The sequence below is a fragment of the Streptomyces sp. NPDC054887 genome (genome assembly GCF_053610585.1).
In genome coordinates this window covers 1-20,588 of sequence record NZ_JBSGYQ010000076.1, presented here as the reverse complement: position 1 = coordinate 20,588, position 20,588 = coordinate 1, and the positions used below count along the sequence as shown (strand labels likewise).

Genomic DNA, 20,588 nt, shown 5'->3' with positions numbered 1-20,588 from the left:
CCGTGCAGCCACCTCCCGAAGAGGCGGGGCCGGGGGAGTCCGCCCAGGACGCCCCGGCAGAGCCGCCAAAGACCCGCTCCAACAACCGCCGGCTGCTCGTCGCGATCTCGGCCGTGCTGGCCCTGGCCGCGGCGGCGGGGGGCGGCCTGTGGGCCGTGGACCGTCTCGCGCAGGCCGACCGCACCGCGCCGACCGTCGTCTGGGCGGAGCCGGAAGCCCCGGCCGGCGGTACGAAGTCCGAAGGCGCCGCCAAGGCACCGGAAGGGCTCGCCGCCAGCCTGCTGCCGGTGCCGTACTCGTACGAACCGGGCCCCGACATCGACAAGTACGGCAACGACGTCAGCCTCACGCGGAGGCAGGCGGTCGCCGTCTTCAAGGAGGGCTCGCGGGGTCTGCCCTCCGCGCAGCGCAACAAGCGCAACAAGGCGGTCGACAAGCTGGAGCTGCGGGGCATCGCGATGCGCAGTTACCGCACGTCCGACGGCGACCTCGTCATCGAGACCCAGCTCGCGCGGATAGAGAGCGCCGGCGCAGGCCGGGCGCTGGCCGACTTCCAGAGCGTGTTCGCGAACGCCCTGGGGATCTTCCCCAAGGGTCCCCGGGTCCCGGGGTTCAAGAACGCCAAGTGCTTCCTGATGCCCAAGGACGCGAAGTCCAAGCTGGACGGAATGTTCTGCAGCGCGTACCAGGGCGATGTGCTGGTGAGCACGGTCGCGTACGGGACCAAGCCGTTCCAGGCCACGGAGGTCGTGAAGATGCTCGGCGAGCAGCTGGACCGTTTCAAGAGCCCCGGGAGGTTCGTGTGACCGGGCAACTGTCCGCGGCGCCTCCCGCGCCGGATCACACCGCGTTCCCGCCCGTGCCCGGGCAGCCGCCCGCGGTCCCGCCCGGCCGACGCGTCCTGCGGGCCGTCCTGCGCTGGACGGCGGCCGTGCTCGTGTTCGGGGTGTCCGGCGCGGGTGTCGCGTACGGGATCACCGAGAGGGAGCGCACCGACGTTCCCGGGCTGCGAACCGAGGACGACGGCCGCTGGGTGTACCCGAAGCTGACCAAGCCGGCCCTGCCGGCGGGCACCGAGCGGCCCTTCGACGACGGCAACCCGGGTGAGAGGCACTACGCCGACCCGGCGGCCCTGCTGCTGCCCGCCCCGGAGGGTGCGAAGCCCGCCCCCGCGTTCGAGGGCGCGGACGACGGAGCCCCCGCCGCGCTCTTCCTCGCGGAGTACGCCAAGGAGGAGCGGGCCGGTATGGCGCAGGACCTCGCCGACGGCGGTCTGCTCGACGTGACGGCCCGGGGGTGGACCATGCCGGACTCCACCTCCGCGCGCGTCTACCTGGTGCGCTTCCAGTCCGGCGCCTTCGCCGAGGCGTTCTTCTCCGACCACATGGGAGGCAGCGCCGACGCCGACCTGCTGGTGAACGGGGTGGAGGAGGCGGCACTGCTGGACGAGTCGTACCCGTCCGACGCGATGGCGGCCTCCACCGAGATGTACGTGTACGACGAGCCGGCGCCGCGCGGTGCCGTCCACGTCCGCCATGCGTACATCCGGGCCGGTGACATGATCGCCCTCATCGTCCATGCGCGGAAGGGCACCGCGGCCGCCGTGCCCTTCCACCAGACGCTGGTCCTGCAGAATCAGCTCCTCGGCTGAGCGGGCGCGCCCCTCGCAGCGAACGCCGGGCCCCCGCCGACTAAGCTGGGGCCCGGCCCCCGTACCGCCCACCGCCCATGCAAGGAGCAACCCCCGTGCTGACGATTTTCTTCGAGGCCCTGCTGGTTCTGGTCTGCGTCGGTGTTCTCGCCTTCGCCGGTCTGACCGTGAAGAAGCTCTACCAGGGTCAGCGCTAACCCACCCCTCCCCTCACAGATCGCCTGAGCAGCTCATGATCGAGATTCCGTCCGACCTGCACCCGGACCTTGTCCCCCTCGTCTTCCTCCTCGGTAACTGGGAGGGCGCGGGCGTCTTCGACTTCCCCGGTGACGAGAAGGCCAACTTCGGCCAGGAAGTCACCTTCACCCACGACGGCCGGGACTTCCTCGAGTACGTCTCGCACACGTGGGTGCTCGACAACGAGGGCAAGAAGGTCCGGCCGCTGGAGAGCGAGTCCGGCTACTGGCGCGTCGACAAGGACCGCAAGGTCGAGGTCGTCATGATCCGCGACCAGGGCGTCGTCGAGGTCTGGTACGGCGAGCTCGCCGACCAGAAGCCGCAGATCGACCTGGTCACGGACGCGGTGGCGCGGACCGCCGCCTCGGGCCCGTACACCGGCGGCAAGCGGCTGTACGGCTACGTCAAGAGCGACCTGATGTGGGTCGGCGAGAAGGCGACGCCCGACGTCGAGCTCCGTCCGTACATGTCGGCGCACCTCAAGAAGGTCGTCGACCCGAGCGAGTGGGCCAAGGACCTCAAGGACCTGCCCGACGACGGCATCGCGTTCTTCAAGTAGTCCCGGCGAGCAGGCGGGTCGAGTAGGCCGTACGCACCTTCGGTCGCTCGCCGCGCTGCCTACACTGGGCACGTGGTGAGCACCGACTGGAAAAGCGACCTGCGGCAGCGCGGCTACCGGCTGACGCCCCAGCGCCAGCTCGTCCTGGAGGCCGTGGACGCCCTGGAGCACGCGACGCCCGACGACATCCTCGTCGAGGTGCGCAGGACGGCGTCCGGCGTCAACATCTCCACCGTGTACCGGACGCTGGAGCTCCTGGAGGAGCTGGGGCTGGTCAGCCACGCGCACCTGGGGCACGGGGCCCCGACGTACCACCTGGCGGACCGCCACCACCACATCCACCTGGTCTGCCGCGACTGCACGCACGTGATCGAGGCCGACATCGCGATCGCCGCCGACTTCACGGCCAAGCTGCGCGAGACGTTCGGGTTCGAGACGGACATGAAGCACTTCGCGATCTTCGGGCGCTGCGAGAAGTGCGCGTCGCGGGCCCCGGCACCGGATCAGGCGGACACTTCCGCGGAAGCTTCAACTACCGAGCCGTAGGCTGGCAGCATGCTGCGACACTCACCGACAAGCCCCCTGCTGTCCCTGCCGGGCGCCGTACCCGCCGAAGGGCGCGACGAAGGCGTCGCCGCGCACTACGGAGACCTGTTCCGCGAGCAGCGTGTGCTCGCCGGCGGCACCGGGTTCGTCGACCTCTCGCACCGCGGCGTCGTCACCGTCACCGGCGACGACCGGCTGAGCTGGCTGCACCTCCTGCTCACGCAGCACGTCAGCGATCTGCCGGCGGGGCAGGCCACCGAGGCGCTGATCCTGACGGCGAACGGTCACGTCGAGCACGCGATGTACCTCGTCGACGACGGCGAGACGGTGTGGATGCACGTGGAACCCGGGACGCAGGGCGACCTCCTCGCGTACCTGGAGTCGATGAAGTTCTTCTACCGGGTGGAGACGGCCGACCGGACCGGGGACTTCGCGGTCGTCCACCTGCCGGCCGGCTCGATCGCCGACGTTCCGGAGGGCGTCGCCGTACGGGAGACCTCGCACGGCCGTGACCTGTTCCTGCCGCGCGCCGAGCTGGAGGCGTACGCGGATGCGCACGGCCCGGCGGTCGGCATCCTGGCGTACGAGGCGCTGCGCGTCGAGGCGCACCGGCCGCGCCTGGGCTTCGAGACCGACCACCGCACCATCCCGCACGAGCTGGGGTGGATCGGCAGCGCCGTACACCTCCAGAAGGGCTGCTATCGGGGCCAGGAGACCGTCGCCCGCGTGCAGAACCTCGGGAAGCCGCCGCGGCGGCTCGTCTTCCTGCACCTGGACGGCAGCGACGTGCTGCTGCCCGCGCCCGGTACGCCGGTGCGGCTGGCGGCGGACGGCGAGGAGGGCCGCCAGCTCGGCTTCGTCACGACGTCGGCCCGCCACCACGAGCTGGGCCCGATCGCCCTCGCGCTGGTCAAGCGCAACGTGCCGGTGGACGCGGAGCTGCTGGCGGGGAACACGGCGGCGGCGCAGGAAGTCGTCGTCGAGCCGTAGGGCCGGCGGGGCGGCGGGAGGGACCGGGCCGCCCGGTTCATCGCCCCGGGGCCAGGGCCACGACCGGGCTCAGACCTCGATCAGGACGGTGAACGGGCCGTCGTTCGTGAGCGAGACCCGCATCTGCGCTCCGAACCGGCCCGTCTCCACCCGCGCGCCCAGTGCGCGCAGTTGCGCGACGACCTCGTCGACCAGCGGTTCGGCGACCTCGCCGGGGGCCGCGGCGTTCCAGGTAGGGCGGCGGCCCTTGCGGGCGTCCCCGTAGAGAGTGAACTGTGAAATGACCAGAAGTGGCGCATTCACATCGGAGCAGGACTTCTCCCCCGCAAGGATCCGAAGCGACCACAGCTTGCGGGCGAGCTGTGCGGCCTTGTCCGTTGTGTCCTCGTGGGTCACTCCCACCAGCACACACAGTCCCTCGCCCACGATTTCGCCGACCGTTTGTCCGGCCACGACGACGCTCGCGCCGTCCACCCTCTGCACCACTGCTCGCATGCGGCCCAATCTATCCGGGGCTGAACGGGCGTAGAGCGCCTGCGTAGCCGCCGTCATGAGTGGCACGATGCACCAAGGCGGTGCGCGCCCCGCACCGGTCGAGGGGACGGAACACACCCATGAGCACACCTGGCGCCGGGCAGTCGCCCGGGCCCGTACCGATGCCGATGATCCAGATGGCGTCCGCCGCCTCCGCCGCGCGGCCACCCGCGCAGCGGACGGGCGACAGCATGGGCGGCGGCCTGCCGGCGCCCGAGCGCGGGAGGAGAAGCGATCTCGGTGTGCTGCGGCTGCCGGAGCTGCGCGGCCTGCGCCGGGACTCGCAGCGGGACGAGGCGGACCTCAGCTATGTGCGGCGGCTGCTGCACGGGCGGATCGACATTCTGCGGGCCGAGCTGGCGCGGCGTACGGGGCCCGAGTCCCCGGTCGTCGAGCGGCTCTCGGAGATCCTCGCCGACGCCCCGTCGCGCCACCGCTCGTCCGCCCGGCACGTGACGATGTCCACGCCGCAGAGCGAGGAGTTCCGGCTGCTGGCGGCCGAGATGCTGGCCGACGTGGAGCTGTCGGACCTCGCCGCCCGTACCGACGAGGAACTGCACGCGGCGATGGGCCGGCTGGTCCGGTACGAACAGCAGGTCTCGCGGCGCCGGCAGCAGCTCCAGCGGACGGCGGACGATTGCAGCGCGGAGATCGCCCGCAGGTACCGTGATGGGGAAGCACAAGTAGACGACCTGCTGACCTGAGGCCGCGATCCGGCCTTGCGGGAGCCCGGTCCTGTCACCCGTCCCCGGAAGGTCGAGATGTCCTCCAGCACCGCAGCCGCCGCGCCGTCCCCGGTCATATCCCCGGTCCTCGCGGAAGTCGTCCGTTCCGGTTTCGTCGAGGGCCACCACCGGGGTTCGCTGGTCGTGCTGGCGGCGGACGGCAGCGTGGAGCTGGAGATGGGCGACCCGTACGCCCCGGTCTTCCCGCGCTCCAGCAACAAGCCGATGCAGGCGGCGGCGATCCTGCGGGCCGGGCTCGACCTCTCGGGCGAACGGCTGGCGCTGGCGGCGGCGAGCCACTCCGGTGAGCGGTTCCACCTTGATCTCGTACGGAAGATGCTGGCCGAGGCCGGGCTCACGGAGGCGCACCTCCAGACCCCGCCCGACCTGCCGCTGGACCCGGTGGAGGCCGAGTCGTACCTCGCGGCGGGCGGGGTGCGCGAGCGGCTCACGATGAACTGCTCCGGCAAGCACGCCGCCATGCTGGCGGTGTGCGGGCTGAACGGCTGGGACGCCGCCTCCTACCTGGACCCCGGACACCCGCTCCAGCAACTGGTGCTGCGGGTGGTCGAGGAGGCCAGCGGCGAGCGCGTCGCGGCGGTCGGCACGGACGGGTGCGGGGCGCCGCTGATGGGGATCAGCCTGGTGGGGCTGGCGACGGCCTTCCGCAGCTTCGTGCTGGCCGAGCCGGGCACGGCGGAGCGCCGCGTCGCGGACGCGATGCGCGCGCACCCGGAGTACGTCGCCGGCACGCGCCGCCCCGACACCTGGCTGATGCGCGAGGTGCCGGGCACGCTGTCCAAGATGGGCGCCGAGGCGGTCCAGGCGGTGGCCCTGCCGGACGGCCGCGCCCTGGCGTTCAAGGTCGACGACGGGGCCACGCGCGCACTGGGGCCGGTGCTGGCACGGGCGCTGCGGCGGCTCGGGGTCGACGTTCCCGTGGTGGAGCGGATCGGCCGGTCGCCGCTGATGGGCGGGGCGGCCGAGGTCGGGGAGATACGCGCGGCGTTCTGACGTGGGGCGCGGCGTCGGCCGCCGGGGGTGGCCTCCCGGTGCCGGGCCGGGGTGTGCTTTGCCCCGGTGGGGGGCGTACGGGCGGTCCGGCGCCCCGCGTCGTCCGGCGCGCGTGCGGAACGCCGTGGGCGCACAGCGCAGTTGGCCGTTCCCCGGACGGTGAACTGCGGCGACAGGCGGCGGCCGGTGTGCCTAGCGTGGGCCCATGAGTGTCGATGTCCGTCCCATCACCGAGTCCGAGTTCCCCGACTGGCTGCGTGCCCTCGCCACCGGCTTCCTGCGCCCGCCCGCCCTGCCGCCGGAGGAGACAGCGGAACGGCTGCCGCACATGTACTCGCCGCGCGTACGGGGCGCGTTCGACGCCGGGCGCTGCGTCGCGACGTACCGCTCCTTCGCCCAGCTGCTCACGGTGCCCGGCGGCGCGGCCGTCCCGGCGAGCGCCGTGTCGAACGTGACCGTGACGCCGACGCACCGCCGCCGCGGGCTGCTCGGCCGGATGATGAACGCCGACCTGGCGGAGGCGAAGGAGCGCGGCGACGTGCTGTCGACGCTGATCGCCGCCGAGTACCCGATCTACGGGCGGTACGGGTTCGGGCCCGCGGCCCCGGTCGCCGCCTGGGAGGTCGACGTACCGCGTGCGGGGCTCGACCCGCGCTGGGCCGGGCCCGACGGGGGCCGGGTCGATCTGGTCGACGGGCCCGACGTGCGCAAGCTCGGGCCGGAGCTGCACGAGCGCTTCCGGGCGCGGCAGCACGGCGCGGTCGACCGGAACGAGCGGTGGTGGCAGCTCGCCACGGGGCAGGTGGTGATGTCGTTCGAACCCTGGACCGAGCCGTTCTACGCCGTCTACCGGTCGCCGGGCGGCGAGGTGGAGGGGCTGCTGGTCTACCGGGCCGACGAGAAGTGGGGCGACGCCAAGCAGCCGCTCAACACGGCGACCGTCAGCGACCTGATCGCGGTGTCGCCGGCGGCCGAGCGCGCGCTGTGGCACTTCCTCTGCGCGATCGACTGGATCACGACGGTCCGGTCGGGTCACCGCGCCGCCGACGATCTGCTGCCCCTCCTGCTCCCCGATCCGCGGGCCGCGAGGATCGTGACGCAGTCGGACTACCTGTGGGTGCGGCTGCTGGACGTCGTACGGGCCCTGGAGGCTCGTACGTACGCCGTGCCCGCCTCGCTGGTGCTGGAGGTGCACGACGGGGCGGGGCTGTCCGGCGGACGGTTCCGGCTGGACGCCTCGGTCGACGGGGCGGTCTGCGCGCCTTCGGCCCAGTCGCCCGATCTGACGCTGGACGTACGGGAGTTGGGGGCGCTGTACCTGGGCGACGAGTCGGCGGTCAGGCTCGCTGCCCTCGGCCGGATCGCGGAGGAGACGACGGGCGCCGCCGCCGTCGCGGACGCCGTGTTCCGCACGCCGAGGCGGCCGTGGTGCCCGGACATCTTCTGAACGGTGTGCGGGGCGGGGGTGCGGGACGGCCGGCGTGCGGGGGCGCGGGACGGGCTCGGGCCGGACGGCCGGTGTGCGGGGTGAAGGCCGGCCGCCGGATGCCCGCCGGCACGTCGACGGGCCGACACGGGCCGACGCGCTCTGGAACACCGGCGCGCCGGCCCCGACACTCGTCGGGTGACTTCTGACGCGACTCACCCCGGACCGGCGGCGCCGGCCATCGAGGCCTTGCGGGAAGTGGTCACCGGCGCCGCGTGCGTGCTCTTCGGTTTCGACGGCCCCGTCTGCCGGCTGTTCGCGGCCGACCGGGCCCGCCGGGTCACGGACGGCCTGGCCGGCCGGCTGGGCGGCCACGGCCACGCCGTGGAACTGACGGAGGACGAACGCGCCGGTGACCCGTACGCCGTCCTGCGCGCGGCGGCCCGCGCCGGCCCCGGCGGCGACCTGCTGGGCGACCTGGAACGCGAGCTCACCCGCGAGGAGCTGCGCGCCACCGCCACGGCCTGGCCCACGCCGTACGCCGACCCGCTGATCCGCACGTGGAGCGCGATCGGCGTCCCCCTCGCGATCACGTCGTACAACTCGGCGCCGGCGGTGGAGCGGTACCTGGCCGGGCGTGGCCTCGCCGGCTGCTTCACCCCGCACGTGTACGGCCGTACGGCGGACCCGTGCCGCCCCGCACCGGACCGGGACCGCGTCGACCGGGCCCTGGCGGCCCTGGGGGCCGGCCCCGGCGCCGCCCTGCTGATCGGCGAGGACCTGTCGGACCTGGCCGTCGCGCGCGAGGCGGGCGTACGTTTCCTCGGCTGCGCGCGCGACGACCGCCGCGCACGACTACTGCGCGGGGCGGGGGCGAACACGGTCGTGCGTGACCTGGGCCCGGTACTGGCCCTGGTACGGGCCGCGGCACGCGCCTGAACCGGGCGGCGGCACCGTTTCCTCAGCCGCGCCCTTCCACCGTCAGCAGTGCCTTGCCCGCCGGCTCGCGTGCCTCGATCGCGGTGTGGGCCTCCTTCGCCCGGGCCAGGGGGAAGGTCGCCGCCACCACCGGGCGCAGACGGCCGGCCGCCGCCTCCGCCAGGGCTCCGGTCAGCAGCCGGGTGACGTCCCGCGCCCCGTACTGGACCTCGGCGATGCCCCGCAGCGTGATCCCGCGCCGCCGCGCCTCCTCGGCGTCGATCGGAGCGAAGCCGCCGCTGGGCGCGCCGTGCGCCGAGACGCGGCCCCCGTCCGACACCAGCGCGAAGGCGGACAGGCCGAGTTCGCCGCCCACACCGTCCAGCAGCACGTCCGCTCCCGTGCCGCCCAGCGCCTCGCGGGCCCGCTCGGTCCAGCCCTCGGCGGAGTAGTCGACGACCGCGTCGGCGCCCAGTTCCCGAACGAGATCGAGCTTCCGCCTGCCCCGCGCCGCCCCGACGACGTGCGCCCCCGCCGCGTGCGCCATCTGCACCAGCAGCGTGCCCATGCCGCCCGACGCGCCCAGGATCAGGACCCGCTCGCCCGCCCGGATGCCGATCGCCTCCGCTATGCCGGTGCCGGTGACGCCGTCGTGCGCCAGCGCGGCGGCCTCCCGCAGGCCGAGGCCGTCCGGAACCGGAACCAGGCGGTCGACCGGGACGGCGACCTGCTCGGCGTACGTCCCGCTCGTTCCCGGGCCCGCCACCACCCGGCGGCCGGCCCACGCCGGGTCCACGCCCGCACCGAGCGCGCGGACCGTTCCGGCCGCCGCACCGCCCGGAACGTACGGCGGCTCGATGCCGAACCGCGGGCCCCAGCCGCCCCGGATCTGTGTCTCGACGTAGATGGTGTCGATCACGGAGACCTCCACGACCACCTCGCCGGGACCGGCCACCGGATCCGGCAGACCGGTCTCCACCAGTACCTCCGGTCCGCCGAACCGTGCCACCTGTATCGCGCGCATGCCGTGCACTCCCCACTTCGTCGGTGTGCCCGTGAGTCTGTGACCTCAAGTGCGGTCGAGGTCAAGCGCGTCGGGCCGCACCGCCGGCAAGGGCTGCCGGGGCCGTCGGACGGGCCGTCGGACGGGCCGTCGGACGGGCGGGCGTACGGCGTCGAGGTTGTCCGAAAGAGAACCGGGGCCGGGCGGCCCCGCCGGTCACGTGTCCGCGCGGCGCAGCCGCACCACCGGAATGTCGCGGCTCGTCTTCTTCTGGTAGCTCTCGTACGGCGCGAACACGTCCACCAGCAGCGGCCACACCCGGGCCTTCTCCTCGGCGGAGAGCGTCTCGGCGCGGGCGGGGAACCGCTCGGGGCCGACCCGCAGGTGCACGTCCGGGTTGTCCTTGATGTTCAGGTACCACAGGGGGTGCTCGTCGGAGCCGCCCTTCGACGCCACCACCAGATGGTCGTCGCCGTCGCGCCCGTAGATCAGCACCGTGCGGCGGATCGCGCCGCTGCGCCGCCCGACGTAGTCCAGCAGCAGGCAGGGCGCGCCCTGCACGGTGGTGCCCTTGGTGCCGCCGGACTCCTCGTACAGCTCGGCCTGCTCGGCCACCCAGCCGGTGGGGCTGAGTTTCACCGCGCCGCTGCCCTCGCCACCGCCGTTTTCGTGTGTCACGTGTGCCGCTCCTTCTCGCCGTATCGCCGTCCTGTCGTGGTGCCGGACACCTTCCAGGGTCGCCCCTGGCGGGCGCGGTGGCGCAAAACCGCTCGACAACGGGCGTACGGCGAAAGAACATTCACCCCGATGACACGAACCGACATACCTCCCACGCCCGACGAGCGCGCCTCGCTGGCCACCTTCCTCGACTACGTCCGCGCCACCGCGCGCGCCAAGTGCGACGACGTGTCGCAGGACGACGCCCGCAGGGCCCCGCTGCCCGGATCACCGCTGATGACGCTGTGCGGGCTCATCAGTCACCTGCACTGGGTCGAGTACTACTGGTTCCAGGTGGTGTTCCTCGGCGAGGAGGACGAGGGGCCCTGGACGGAGGACGACCCCGACCGCGAGATGCGCATCGCCGTCGACATCCCGCTGGCCGATCTGCTGGCGGCGTACAAGGCGCAGAGCGCCCGCTACCGGAAGCTGGTCGAGGACAACGACCTGGACGCCGAGGCCAAGCGCGCCCGGAGCAACGGGAGCCGGGTGAACCTGCGGTGGATCCTGCTGCACCTCATCGAGGAGACCGCCCGCCACAACGGCCACCTCGACATCCTGCGGGAGCTGGCGGACGGCCGTACCGGCGCCTAGCCGCGCGGCCGGGACCGCGCGGCCACCCCCAGCCGTACCGCCGCCTGCCGTCACGGCTTCCGCGTGACCTTGCCCACGGTGTCGCGCCGGTCCGGGCGGCGGGGTGACACGACGTCACGCGGGCGCCGGTCGAGGGTCATGAGCCCCCGGCCGCCCGGCAGCGCGACGACCGCGCCGGAGGCGGGGCTTCCGGCGAGCCAGACGCCGTGCTCCATCGCCGGGTCCCAGCGGTTCCACCGCAGCGGGTTACGGGCCGTCAACTGCCGGGACCAGCCGCCCTCCCTGGTCATCAGCCGCACGGGCACGCCGCCCGGGTCCCTGACGCCCGCCTCCTTGCGGCAGCCTTCGCGGTGCTGCCAGGGGTGGGCGCGCAGCACGTGGCGCATGCGGCGCAGACGGCGCAGGGACCCGACGTAGGAGTACAGCGCGCAGGGGACCACGAGGCCGCAGAAGAGCGCGGGCACGACGCCCGCCCCGGCGTCGCGGATCTCCTGTGCGTACAGACCGGCCAGGGCCAGCGCCGTGAGTGTCAGCAGCAGGAGCGCGACCAGGCCGCCGGCGACGCGCCGCCGCGCCCGGCGCCAGGCCTGCCGGGTCTCCGGGTGGTCGAAGGCGGGGGCGGTCGGGGGCAGTCCGGCGTCGTGTGTCATGCGTACCGTTCCTGGGCGGGGTGGATGGGGGGAGGGAGGCGGTGGGGGCCCAAGGGACCGTACTGGAGGCCCGACGGGCCGTGTACATGGGCCCGCGACGGACTCCCGCACCCGCCACCGGCAACGGGCGCTCGCCCGGGACCTTCCGGTGCGCTCAGCGGTCCGCCGCCGCTTCCCAGGCCAGACCGCCGTCCTCGTCCACGACGGCCGTGCACGGCCTCTCGCCGCCACCCAGGGCGGCGTGCCGAAGAAGGGCGGGCGTTCCCGCTTCGAGAGCGTCGGCGATGTCCCGGAGCATGGACGCCAACGAATCCCACCACGGCACTCCGAGCACCCACGTCTCGTGGTCCCACAGGAACACCGCGCCACGGGTCTCGCCGAGCCGCAGGTCCACGACGAGTCCGTCGCCGCCGGGGTTCATCGCGATCGGCAGGAACGCGGGCAGGAAGCGCTCTTCCGGTTCGCCGTGCGCGTCGAACGACGGTCCCTCCTCTTCGGCGACCAGCAGCCAGATGTCCCTCGTCTCCAGCGCCTCGTCCATATCCACCGGAGCGAACGCCCCGGGAATCCAGTAGTCGGCGCCGACCCCGTCCAGGGCCCACCATTCGCGTACGCCGGCGGGGAGCGGCACCGCGAGCTCCGCCTCGATCGCGCGCAGCCTGCGCTCGTCCGAAGCAGCCCGTACGGGCGTCGGCCGCAGGCGCTTTCCGCACCAGGCGTCGATGCGCTCCCACGAGGCCCGCACCGCGGAATCGACGGAGGTCATGACCGGAATCCCCGGTCCCGCGGGGCAGGGATGCCGGGGAGGGCGTCGGCCACGTCGTGAACGGTCATGGGGCCCATCCAAGCGGACGGCACCGACATCCCGGCCGGGTGGGCGGTGAGCCGCCGTCCGGGGGACACGCGCACACTTTTGCAAGCGGGCGCTTGCAAAAGTTAGCGCCCATGCCGCACTATCGGGACATGGCATCACTCAACGTCGGCAATCTCGGCGGGTACCTGCGCGAGCAGCGGCGCAACGCGCAGCTGTCGTTGCGGCAGCTCGCCGACGCCGCCGGGGTGTCCAATCCGTACCTCAGCCAGATCGAGCGCGGTCTGCGCAAGCCGAGCGCGGACATCCTCCAGCAGCTCGCGAAGGCGCTGCGCATCTCCGCCGAGACGCTGTACGTCCAGGCCGGCATCCTCGACGAGCAGGAGCGCGAGGAGCTGGAGACGCGCGCCGTCATCCTCGCCGACCCGTCGATCAACGAGCGGCAGAAGCAGGTGCTGCTCCAGATCTACGAGTCCTTCCGCAAGGAGAACGCGGCGGAGGCGGCGGACGCGGCGGACGCGACATCGGACACCGCACCGCACGCCGAGACGCACGTGGAAACGGACGCCGTCACCGGCGGTCCCCGCGCGGCCGACGGCAGTGATGCAGCCACACCACCACCCTCACAGTGAACTGAGCTCCGGGAGGACCACAGTCATGGCCATCACCGATGACCTGCGCAAGACCCTCACCGACCCGACTCCCCTCTACTTCGCCGCCGGCACCGCGGACCTCGCCGTGCAGAAGGCGAAGAAGGTGCCCGCGCTGATCGAGCAGCTGCGTGCCGAGGCTCCGGCGCGCATCGACGCCGTACGCAACACCGACCCGAAGGCCGTCCAGGAGAAGGTGACCACGCAGGCCAAGGAGGCCCAGGCCACGGTCCAGGCGAAGGTGACCGAGGTGCTCGGCACCCTCGACACCGACTTCAAGAAGCTGACCGAGCAGGCGCAGGACTTGGCCCTGCGGAGCGTCGGCGTGGCCGCCGAGTACGCGGTCAAGGCGCGCGAGGCGTACGAGAAGGTCGCCGAGCACGGCGAGCAGAGCGTGAAGGCGTGGCGCGGCGAGGCGGCCGAGGAGATCAACGAGATCGCCGTCGCCGTCGAGCCCGACCCGGAGCCCCGCGCGCAGGAGCCGAAGGCCGCCGAGACCAAGACCGCCTCGGCGAAGAAGACCCCGGCCGCGCGCAAGGCGCCGGCGAAGAAGGTCACCCCGGCCACCGAGAAGTAGGCCGGCGGGCAGGCACCACGACCGCGGCGGGCCGGGCACCTTTGTGGGTGTCCGGCTCGTTGTGCGGGTACCTTGGCCGCGAGGCGCACATCCACTCTCTAGGCGGTGTCCAGCATGCTGCTCTCGACATTCGGCACTCTGCTGTCGTTGCTCAACCTCGCCATGCTCGTCCTCGCCGTGGTGGCGCTGTTCTTCGCCGCGATGGCCCGTGAGGACGCGTACCGCGCCACCGACAAGCAGACCAAGGTGTTCTGGCTGGTCCTGCTGGGCGTGACGGTCGCCGTGAACCTGTTCGTCCCGATGCTGTTCCTGCAGATCGCCGGCCTGGTCGCGACCATCGTCTTCATGGTCGACGTACGGCCCGCGATCAAGCAGGTGTCGGGTGGCGGCGGCGGTGGCCGCAAGGGCGGCGGCAGCAGCAGCGACGGTCCGTACGGGCCGTACAACGGCGGACGCTAGCGGCCACGGCGGGCCGGCACGCGGACGTACATCGGCGGACGCCTGGGGCCACGGCATTCGGCGGGCGTATGCCCGCGGCGTCGGTCCCCGGCCGGCCGCTGCCGGATGCTCCGCGCCGCCCGCGCCGCCTTGAAGCCCCGCCTCGCGCTCAGCCCCGGTCGAGGAGCAGCAGCGCCACGTCGTCGGTCAGTTCGCCGCCGTTGAGGTCACGGGCCTCGGTGACCGCGGCCTCCAGTAGCGCCTCGCCGCGCAGTCCGGCGTCCAGTTGGCGGTTGATCATCTCGACCATGCCGTCCTGACCGAGCCGCTGCTTCGAACCGGGCGGACCGACCCGGCCCTCGATCAGGCCGTCGGTGTACATCATCAGGCTCCACGAGCCGCCCAGCTCGACCTGCCGGCGGGACCAGCGGGCGCGCGGCAGCAGGCCGAGCGCGGGACCGCCGTCCTCGTACGGAAGCAGCTGCGCGGCCCTGCCCTGGCGGGCGATCAGCGGTGACGGGTGACCGGCCAGGCACAGGCCGGCCCGCCGCCCGTCGGGAGCGATGTCGACGGTGCAGAGCGTCGCGAAGATCTCCTCGCTCTCCCGCTCGTGCTCCAGGACCTGCTGGAGCGTGGACAGCAGCTCGTCGCCGCACAGCCCCGCGAACGTCAGGGCGCGCCACGCGATGCGCAGCTCCACGCCGAGCGCGGCCTCGTCCGGGCCGTGGCCGCACACGTCGCCGATCATCGCGTGGACCGTGCCGTCGGAGGTGCGGACCACGTCGTAGAAGTCGCCGCCGAGGAGGGCGCGGGAGCGCCCGGGCCGGTAGCGGGACGCGAAGCGCAGGTTCGACCCCTCCAGCAGCGGGGTCGGCAGCAGGCCGCGCTCCAGGCGGGCGTTCTCCTGGGCGCGCAGCCGCGACTCCGCGAGCTTGTGCTGCGCCCGGTCGGCGCGCTTGCGCTCGACGGCGTACCGGATGGCGCGGCTGAGCTGGCGTCCGTCGAGCTCGTCGCGGAAGAGGTAGTCCTGCGCGCCGACGCGCACCGCCTCGGCGGCCAGCTCGGCGTCGGTCTCGGCGGTCAGCGCGAGAACGGCGTGCCGGGGGGCGAGGCGCAGCACGTGCCGCAGCGCGGCCAGCCGGTCCCCGTCCTCGCCGTCGCCGGACGAGGGGGCGGGCAGGGCCAGGTCGAGCAGGATGCAGTGCACGTCGTCCGTGAGCAGCCGCTCCGCCTCCGTGAAGTTGCGGGCGGTGCGGATACGGACACGGGTGCCGGCGGCGTCGAGCAGCGACGGAACGGTGAACGTCCCCGCCGGATCGTCCTCGATCACCAGCAGGGTGAGATCGGTGCTGTTCGCGGACACGACGGGGGAGGCGGGAGCGCCCTGGGCCGTGGCCGCTCCGGATGCTGCGGCTGCCGCGGTCTCCATGCTGCTCCCGGCCTGTTGTTTCGGCAGGAGAACCTGACCGTGTTCCACGGCCGTGCTCTCACGCTGCCGCGGTACGGGTACGGGCATCGGTTTCGGGTTCCTTCCCTCCCCCCGAGGGTGCGGCGGCACGACGATCGACGTTCCGCCAAACGGGGACCATAGCGGTAGCCGGCGCCCGAGCGGAATGCCGAGCGGAAAGCCGTCGGGGTCAAATGCCGCCTCCCGCAACGCATCCGGCCGTATCGGCGGGGTGCCGGGTCATGACGAACATCACGCCCCCGGCCACCCGTACGGCCCGCGCGCGACCGATTCCGCCCAGCCGCGCCGGTCCGGCTCTACTTGTCCGGACGCACGACGCCCAGGATCGGCATCGAACCGGCCCCCGCGATCGTCACGTCCCGGCCGGGACGGGGCGCGTGCACCATCGCGCCGTCGCCCACGTACATCCCGATGTGGCTGGCGTCGTCGAAGTAGACGATCAGGTCGCCGGGCCGCATGTCCTTCACGTCGACCCGGGGCAGCCGCTTCCACTGCTCCTGCGACGTCCGCGGTATGGCGCGCCCGCCCGCGAGCCACGCCTGCGACGTCAGCCCCGAGCAGTCGAAGGAGCCCGGCCCCTCGGCCCCCCACACATACGGCTTGCCGATCTGCGCCGTGGCGTAGGCGACCGCGGCCGCGCCGCCCTTGGACGCCGTGCCGGCGGCGCTGTCGAGCGCTCCGGAGTCGAGCCAGGCGGTCTGCGCCCGGTACTGCGCCTCCTGCTCCATCCTGAGGAGCCGCTCGCGCTCCTCCTTCTCCAGTGTCGACTCCAGCTTCTCGGCGGCGGCGATCTGCTTCCTGATCTCCTTCTTCGCCGCTTCCTTCTTCTTGCGGCTGGACTCCAGCCGCTTCCACTGGGCGGTCGCGTCCTCGGTGTACGCCTCCAGGTCGGCCTGTGTCCGGGACAGCTCGCCCAGCATCCCCTTGGCCGCCTGCTGCCCCTCGCGCAGCCGCCCGGCCCCGTCGAGGAAGTGCCGGGGGTCGCGGCTGAGCATGAGCTTCGCCTCGGGCGGCAGTCCGCCGCTGCGGTACTGGGCGCGGGCCTCGGCCCCGATCCGGCGCTTCAGGTCCGTGATCCGCTTCTGGCCCTCGACGATCTCCTTGGCCAGCTTCACGATCTCGGACGACTGCTTGTCGGCGCGCTCCTCGGCGAGGTTGTACGCGTCCGTGGCCGCCCCGGCCCTGCGGTAGAGCGCGTCGATCTCCGCCCGTACCTCCTGGAGCCTCTGCTCACTCCGCGGCGGGCTCGGATCGGCGTACGCCTGCCCGGGCGCGGCCAGCACGGTCAGGGCGCAGACCAGCGCGATCGCGGTCGCGGCGCTGCGACGTCGGTTCACAAGCTCCCCCGGATCCCACATCACACGCGACACGCATGTGATTTACCGTCAGTAACTTAGGCCCAATGGATGCTGCCACGCCGTCCGTGAAAACGACAGGGCCCCCCGCCCACAGGTTTCTGACGAACAGGCAGGTCGCCGCGTTCCCCGTCACGGTCACTCGTTCGAGAAGGCCCGGGGCGGTTTCAGTCGGTGCGCGGCCGGAGAGCGGCCCAGTTCACCGTGACTTCGCCCTGACGCCACCGCCGCTCCCCGTCCGCCAGCGGCCAGTCGGCGGAGAGGTCGCGCACGGACTTGATCCAGCGCTGCCGGGCGCCGAGCGAGGCGTACGGAGCCGCCGCCGCCCACGCCCGGTCGAAGTCGCGGAGGAAGGCGTGCACCGGCTCGCCCGGCACATTGCGGTGGATGAGCGCCTTCGGCAGCCGCTCCGCGAGGTCGGAGGGCCGATCCAGCGATCCCAGCCGGGTCGCGAACGTCACGGTCCGCGGCCCTTCCGTCCCCAGCGCCACCCACACGTGCCGCCGCCCTATCTCGTCGCAGGTCCCCTCCACCAGCAGCCCGCCCGGCGCGAGCCGCCCGCACAGCCGGGACCAGACCGCCGCGACCTCGCCCTCGTCGTACTGGCGCAGCACGTTCGCCGCCCGGATCAGGGCGGGCCGGCGTCCGGCGGGCAGGGGTACCTCGAAACCGCCGTGCCGGAAGGCCAGCCCGTCGCGCTCGTACGGCTTCGCGGCCGCGACCCGCGCCGGTTCGATCTCGATGCCCACGACCTCGGCGGCGGGCGCGGCGGTGCGCAGCCGGCCGAGCAGTTCCACGGCGGTCCAAGGGGCGGCCCCGTACCCCAGGTCGACCGCGACGGGGTCCGCGCTGCGGCGCAGTTCGGGGCCGTGCGCGGCGGCGATCCAGCGGTCCATGCGGCGCAGGCGGTTCGGGTTGGTGGTCCCGCGGGTGACGGCGCCGACGGGGCGCGAAGGGGAGGTGCGGGAGGCCATGAAGCGAGGGTAAGCGCCCGCACGGGCAGGCGAAGGTTGAGCAACTGAAGTAATGATTTGGCAAAACGGAAATTGGAGGGGGTCATTCCGCTGTTTGCGCCCTACGGAGGGCCGCATCCGCGCGCTCCCAGCGCCATGCCCAGAGCGAGGAGGAACCGTCGACGTGAGCCAGTACGTCTCCCGACTCGCCGGCACACTGGCGACGCCCCCCCGCCTCCGGCTGCCCGGCGGCCACCACCGCAAGCCGCGCCGGATCGCCATGCTGAGCGTCCACACCTCCCCGCTGCACCAGCCGGGCACGGGCGACGCGGGCGGCATGAACGTCTACATCGTCGAGCTCGCCAAGCGCCTGGCCGCCATCAACATCGAGGTCGAGATCTTCACCCGGGCGACCACGGGCGGCCTGCCGCCCCGCGTCGAGCTGGCGCCCGGCGTACTGGTCCGCCACGTCGACGCGGGCCCGTACGAGGGCCTGGCCAAGGAGGAGCTGCCCGCCCAGCTCTGCGCCTTCACCCACGGCGTGATGCAGGCATGGGCCGGTCAGCGCCCCGGTTACTACGACCTCGTGCACTCCCACTACTGGCTCTCCGGACACGTCGGCTGGCTCGCCGCCGACCGCTGGGGCGCCCCCCTCGTGCACGCCATGCACACCATGGCCAAGGTCAAGAACGCCGCACTGGCGGAGGGCGACACCCCCGAACCGGCGGCCCGTGTCATCGGCGAGACGCAGATCGTACGGGCGGCCGACCGGCTCATCGCCAACACGGCCGAGGAGGCGGACGAACTGGCGCGCTTCTACGAGGCCGACCCCGCCAAGATCGCCGTCGTACACCCCGGCGTGAACCTGGACCGCTTCCGCCCGGCCGACGGCCGCGCCGCCGCCCGCGAACGCCTCGGCCTTCCGCAGGACGCGTTCATCCCCCTCTTCGCGGGCCGCATCCAGCCGCTCAAGGCCCCGGACATCCTCTTGCGCGCGGTCGCCGTACTGCTCGACCGCGACCCGTCGCTGCGCTCGAAGATCGTGGTGCCGGTCGTCGGCGGACCGAGCGGCAGCGGGCTCGCCAAGCCGGAGGGCCTGCAGAAACTGGCGGCCCGCCTGGGCATCGCCGACGTCGTCCGCTTCCGCCCGCCCGTCGGCCAGGACGACCTGGCGGACTGGTTCCGGGCGGCATCCGCACTGGTCATGCCTTCGTACAGCGAATCCTTCGGCCTGGTCGCGATAGAGGCCGAGGCGTCCGGCACGCCGGTCGTGGCGGCGGCGGTCGGGGGCCTGCCCGTCGCCGTACGGGACGGGCAGACCGGCATCCTCGTCGAGGGCCACGACCCGGCCGGGTACGCCCGTGCGCTGCGGCGCTTCATCGACGAGCCGGGCCTGGTCGACGGCATGGGCGCGGCGGCCGCCCGCCACGCGCAGAACTTCGGCTGGGACACGGCCGCTTCCGCCACCGCCGACGTGTACACGGCAGCGATGCACGAGCACCGCCGTCGCGTACGCTCGCACCATGGCTGACGCGCAGCAGGTCGTCGAGAAGACGCTGAAGGAAGCGGAGCTCGAATGGGAGAGCCCCGAGCCCGGCTCGTACGTGGTGAAACTCCCCGGCACCCGCAAGCTGTCCACCACGTGCTCACTGAGAGTCGGCCGGCACTCCCTGTCCATCAACGCCTTCGTCATCCGCCATCCCGACGAGAACGACGCGGCGGTGCACCGCTGGCTGCTGGAGCGCAACCTCCGCCTGTACGGCGTGAGTTACGCGATCGACAGCCTCGGCGACATCTACCTGGCCGGCAAACTGCCCCTGTCGGCGGTGACCCCCGACGAACTCGACCGCCTGCTGGGCAGCGTCCTGGAGGCGGCGGACGGCAGCTTCAACACCCTGCTGGAACTGGGCTTCGCGAGCGCGATCCGCAAGGAGTACGCGTGGCGCGTGTCGCGGGGCGAGTCGACCAGAAACCTGGAAGCGTTCAGCCACCTGACCCGGCCCCGCTGACGAAACGGCCCCGCCTCCGAACCGGAGGCGGGGCCGCACACAACGACGGGCTCAGTCCTCGTCGTAGAAGTTGTCGCGCCCGTTGTAGCCGTTGTCGCCGTTCTGGCCACAGGCGTGGGCGCCGCGGATCTCGGTGATGCCGTACGGGCCGCCGACGTTGCTGAGGTAGAACTCGCTGGCGCTGTTCTCGCATCCGTGGCGGTCGTTGTCGAAGGGGCCGTCGCTGTAGTGGCCACCGCCGAAGGGGCCGCCGTCGTGGGGGCCGCCGTCGAAGTCCATGGCGGCAGCGGGGGCGGCGGCCATGAACCCGGCGGCGGTGAAGCCGGCGAGGGTGATCGCGACGCGACGAAGCATGTTTCGCTCTCCTGTACGTACGTGACGGGTGGGGCCTGACGGGGACTGACTTCACCCCACCCCCGCGCACTCGTCAGCGGCACACGCCAGGGGGTCATCCGGACGGGGGAGCCCCCTGCATCCGATCGGTCGCACCATCCCACCCCCTCCCACAACCGGCACCACGTTGGCAGGAGGGGACGTGCCGGGGCGCTCCCCGCAGGGCGTTGAACGCAACCGCGCAGAAGGGTCCGCAGCGGTGCCCGAAGGTTCGACGCCCGAGGAGACGCCCGGGCACGGCACCGAGCCCGAAGCCCCGGGCAGGGCCGGCCGATCCGCCGCGTGCGGCAACACGTTGGCAGGAGGGGACGTGCCGGGGCGCTCCCCGCAGGGCGTTGAACGCAACCGCGCCGAAGGGTCCGCAGCGGTG

The 20,588-nt window shown here is 72.9% G+C and carries 24 protein-coding genes; 15 read left to right on the top strand and 9 right to left on the bottom strand.

Features of this window, described 5'->3' with window-relative positions:
• Positions 1 to 2 precede the first annotated feature (2 nt).
• From ACWGH0_RS30160 to ygfZ, 5 genes are all read left to right on the top strand, one after another.
• Complete coding sequence (locus tag ACWGH0_RS30160) at positions 3 to 806, top strand: hypothetical protein (RefSeq protein ID WP_453407436.1); 804 nt, start codon at positions 3 to 5, stop codon at positions 804 to 806.
• The gene (locus ACWGH0_RS30155; protein WP_453407435.1) at positions 803 to 1,651 is read left to right on the top strand and encodes a hypothetical protein; all 849 of its coding nucleotides are present in this window, start codon (positions 803 to 805) and stop codon (positions 1,649 to 1,651) included. Before ACWGH0_RS30160 ends, ACWGH0_RS30155 begins: the two co-directional genes overlap by 4 nt.
• A gap of 232 nt (positions 1,652 to 1,883) precedes the next feature.
• Positions 1,884 to 2,447: an FABP family protein gene (locus tag ACWGH0_RS30150; protein WP_069928154.1), complete on the top strand. Its 564-nt coding sequence runs from the start codon at positions 1,884 to 1,886 to the stop codon at positions 2,445 to 2,447.
• A gap of 72 nt (positions 2,448 to 2,519) precedes the next feature.
• Entirely contained in the window at positions 2,520 to 2,993 is a 474-nt protein-coding gene (locus ACWGH0_RS30145; protein WP_453407434.1) for a Fur family transcriptional regulator, read from the top strand.
• Positions 2,994 to 3,002: 9 nt separating this feature from the next.
• Positions 3,003 to 3,983, top strand: coding sequence for a CAF17-like 4Fe-4S cluster assembly/insertion protein YgfZ (ygfZ, locus tag ACWGH0_RS30140; RefSeq protein ID WP_453407433.1), 981 nt, complete (start codon positions 3,003 to 3,005; stop codon positions 3,981 to 3,983).
• A 69-nt stretch (positions 3,984 to 4,052) separates the two neighbouring features.
• Here ygfZ and dtd read toward each other — a convergent pair whose 3' ends face one another.
• Complete coding sequence (gene dtd / locus ACWGH0_RS30135) at positions 4,053 to 4,478, bottom strand: D-aminoacyl-tRNA deacylase (protein ID WP_453407432.1); 426 nt, start codon at positions 4,476 to 4,478, stop codon at positions 4,053 to 4,055.
• A gap of 119 nt (positions 4,479 to 4,597) precedes the next feature.
• Here dtd and ACWGH0_RS30130 point away from each other — a divergent pair, with 119 nt between their 5' ends.
• From ACWGH0_RS30130 to ACWGH0_RS30115, 4 genes are all read left to right on the top strand, one after another.
• On the top strand, positions 4,598 to 5,221 hold the full coding sequence (locus tag ACWGH0_RS30130; protein ID WP_453407431.1) for an RsiG family protein: 624 nt from the start codon (positions 4,598 to 4,600) through the stop codon (positions 5,219 to 5,221).
• 57 nt (positions 5,222 to 5,278) lie between these two features.
• On the top strand, positions 5,279 to 6,256 hold the full coding sequence (locus ACWGH0_RS30125) for an asparaginase (protein ID WP_453407430.1): 978 nt from the start codon (positions 5,279 to 5,281) through the stop codon (positions 6,254 to 6,256).
• Positions 6,257 to 6,461: 205 nt separating this feature from the next.
• Positions 6,462 to 7,703 (top strand): GNAT family N-acetyltransferase, encoded by a 1,242-nt coding sequence (locus tag ACWGH0_RS30120; protein WP_453407429.1) that lies wholly within the window; start codon positions 6,462 to 6,464, stop codon positions 7,701 to 7,703.
• A 177-nt stretch (positions 7,704 to 7,880) separates the two neighbouring features.
• Positions 7,881 to 8,621, top strand: a complete 741-nt coding sequence (locus tag ACWGH0_RS30115; RefSeq protein WP_453407428.1) for an HAD family hydrolase — start codon at positions 7,881 to 7,883, stop codon at positions 8,619 to 8,621.
• 22 nt (positions 8,622 to 8,643) lie between these two features.
• On the opposite strand, the gene ACWGH0_RS30110 is transcribed toward ACWGH0_RS30115, so the two are convergent.
• Both ACWGH0_RS30110 and ACWGH0_RS30105 read right to left on the bottom strand, forming a co-directional pair.
• Positions 8,644 to 9,624: a zinc-binding dehydrogenase gene (locus ACWGH0_RS30110; RefSeq protein ID WP_453407427.1), complete on the bottom strand. Its 981-nt coding sequence runs from the start codon at positions 9,622 to 9,624 to the stop codon at positions 8,644 to 8,646.
• Positions 9,625 to 9,819: 195 nt separating this feature from the next.
• Positions 9,820 to 10,281, bottom strand: a complete 462-nt coding sequence (locus tag ACWGH0_RS30105) for a nitroreductase family deazaflavin-dependent oxidoreductase (RefSeq protein WP_453407426.1) — start codon at positions 10,279 to 10,281, stop codon at positions 9,820 to 9,822.
• 129 nt (positions 10,282 to 10,410) lie between these two features.
• Here ACWGH0_RS30105 and ACWGH0_RS30100 point away from each other — a divergent pair, with 129 nt between their 5' ends.
• Positions 10,411 to 10,914, top strand: coding sequence for a DinB family protein (locus ACWGH0_RS30100; protein ID WP_453407425.1), 504 nt, complete (start codon positions 10,411 to 10,413; stop codon positions 10,912 to 10,914).
• A 50-nt stretch (positions 10,915 to 10,964) separates the two neighbouring features.
• On the opposite strand, the gene ACWGH0_RS30095 is transcribed toward ACWGH0_RS30100, so the two are convergent.
• Positions 10,965 to 11,564 carry a hypothetical protein gene (locus ACWGH0_RS30095; protein WP_453407424.1) on the bottom strand — a complete coding sequence of 200 codons (600 nt, stop codon included), beginning with the start codon at positions 11,562 to 11,564 and terminating at the stop codon, positions 10,965 to 10,967.
• A 154-nt stretch (positions 11,565 to 11,718) separates the two neighbouring features.
• Positions 11,719 to 12,330 (bottom strand): SMI1/KNR4 family protein, encoded by a 612-nt coding sequence (locus tag ACWGH0_RS30090; RefSeq protein WP_453407423.1) that lies wholly within the window; start codon positions 12,328 to 12,330, stop codon positions 11,719 to 11,721.
• 197 nt (positions 12,331 to 12,527) lie between these two features.
• Between ACWGH0_RS30090 and ACWGH0_RS30085 the strand changes: the two genes are divergently transcribed.
• The 3 genes from ACWGH0_RS30085 (at position 12,528) to ACWGH0_RS30075 (ending at position 14,061) form a co-directional block, all read left to right on the top strand.
• Positions 12,528 to 13,007 (top strand): helix-turn-helix domain-containing protein, encoded by a 480-nt coding sequence (locus tag ACWGH0_RS30085; RefSeq protein WP_453407422.1) that lies wholly within the window; start codon positions 12,528 to 12,530, stop codon positions 13,005 to 13,007.
• Between the two features lie 25 nt (positions 13,008 to 13,032).
• On the top strand, positions 13,033 to 13,602 hold the full coding sequence (locus ACWGH0_RS30080) for a hypothetical protein (protein WP_453407421.1): 570 nt from the start codon (positions 13,033 to 13,035) through the stop codon (positions 13,600 to 13,602).
• Between the two features lie 114 nt (positions 13,603 to 13,716).
• A complete protein-coding gene (locus tag ACWGH0_RS30075; protein WP_453407420.1) occupies positions 13,717 to 14,061 on the top strand; it encodes a DUF2516 family protein in 345 nt (114 codons plus the stop codon).
• 148 nt (positions 14,062 to 14,209) lie between these two features.
• On the opposite strand, the gene ACWGH0_RS30070 is transcribed toward ACWGH0_RS30075, so the two are convergent.
• The 3 genes from ACWGH0_RS30070 to ACWGH0_RS30060 all read right to left on the bottom strand — a co-directional run bounded on the left by ACWGH0_RS30070 (position 14,210) and on the right by ACWGH0_RS30060 (position 17,837).
• Positions 14,210 to 15,556: a PP2C family protein-serine/threonine phosphatase gene (locus ACWGH0_RS30070; protein ID WP_453407419.1), complete on the bottom strand. Its 1,347-nt coding sequence runs from the start codon at positions 15,554 to 15,556 to the stop codon at positions 14,210 to 14,212.
• A gap of 248 nt (positions 15,557 to 15,804) precedes the next feature.
• On the bottom strand, positions 15,805 to 16,845 hold the full coding sequence (locus tag ACWGH0_RS30065) for an NlpC/P60 family protein (RefSeq protein ID WP_453407418.1): 1,041 nt from the start codon (positions 16,843 to 16,845) through the stop codon (positions 15,805 to 15,807).
• Positions 16,846 to 17,030: 185 nt separating this feature from the next.
• Positions 17,031 to 17,837, bottom strand: a complete 807-nt coding sequence (locus tag ACWGH0_RS30060) for a class I SAM-dependent methyltransferase (protein WP_453407417.1) — start codon at positions 17,835 to 17,837, stop codon at positions 17,031 to 17,033.
• A gap of 163 nt (positions 17,838 to 18,000) precedes the next feature.
• Between ACWGH0_RS30060 and mshA the strand changes: the two genes are divergently transcribed.
• Positions 18,001 to 19,347, top strand: coding sequence for a D-inositol-3-phosphate glycosyltransferase (gene mshA, locus ACWGH0_RS30055; protein ID WP_453407416.1), 1,347 nt, complete (start codon positions 18,001 to 18,003; stop codon positions 19,345 to 19,347).
• Positions 19,340 to 19,825: a YbjN domain-containing protein gene (locus ACWGH0_RS30050; protein ID WP_453407415.1), complete on the top strand. Its 486-nt coding sequence runs from the start codon at positions 19,340 to 19,342 to the stop codon at positions 19,823 to 19,825. The genes mshA and ACWGH0_RS30050 overlap by 8 nt, the downstream gene beginning before the upstream one ends.
• Before the next feature lie 51 nt (positions 19,826 to 19,876).
• Here the strand turns inward: ACWGH0_RS30050 and ACWGH0_RS30045 are convergent, their stop codons facing one another.
• On the bottom strand, positions 19,877 to 20,179 hold the full coding sequence (locus ACWGH0_RS30045; protein WP_453407414.1) for a hypothetical protein: 303 nt from the start codon (positions 20,177 to 20,179) through the stop codon (positions 19,877 to 19,879).
• Positions 20,180 to 20,588: the final 409 nt, after the last annotated feature.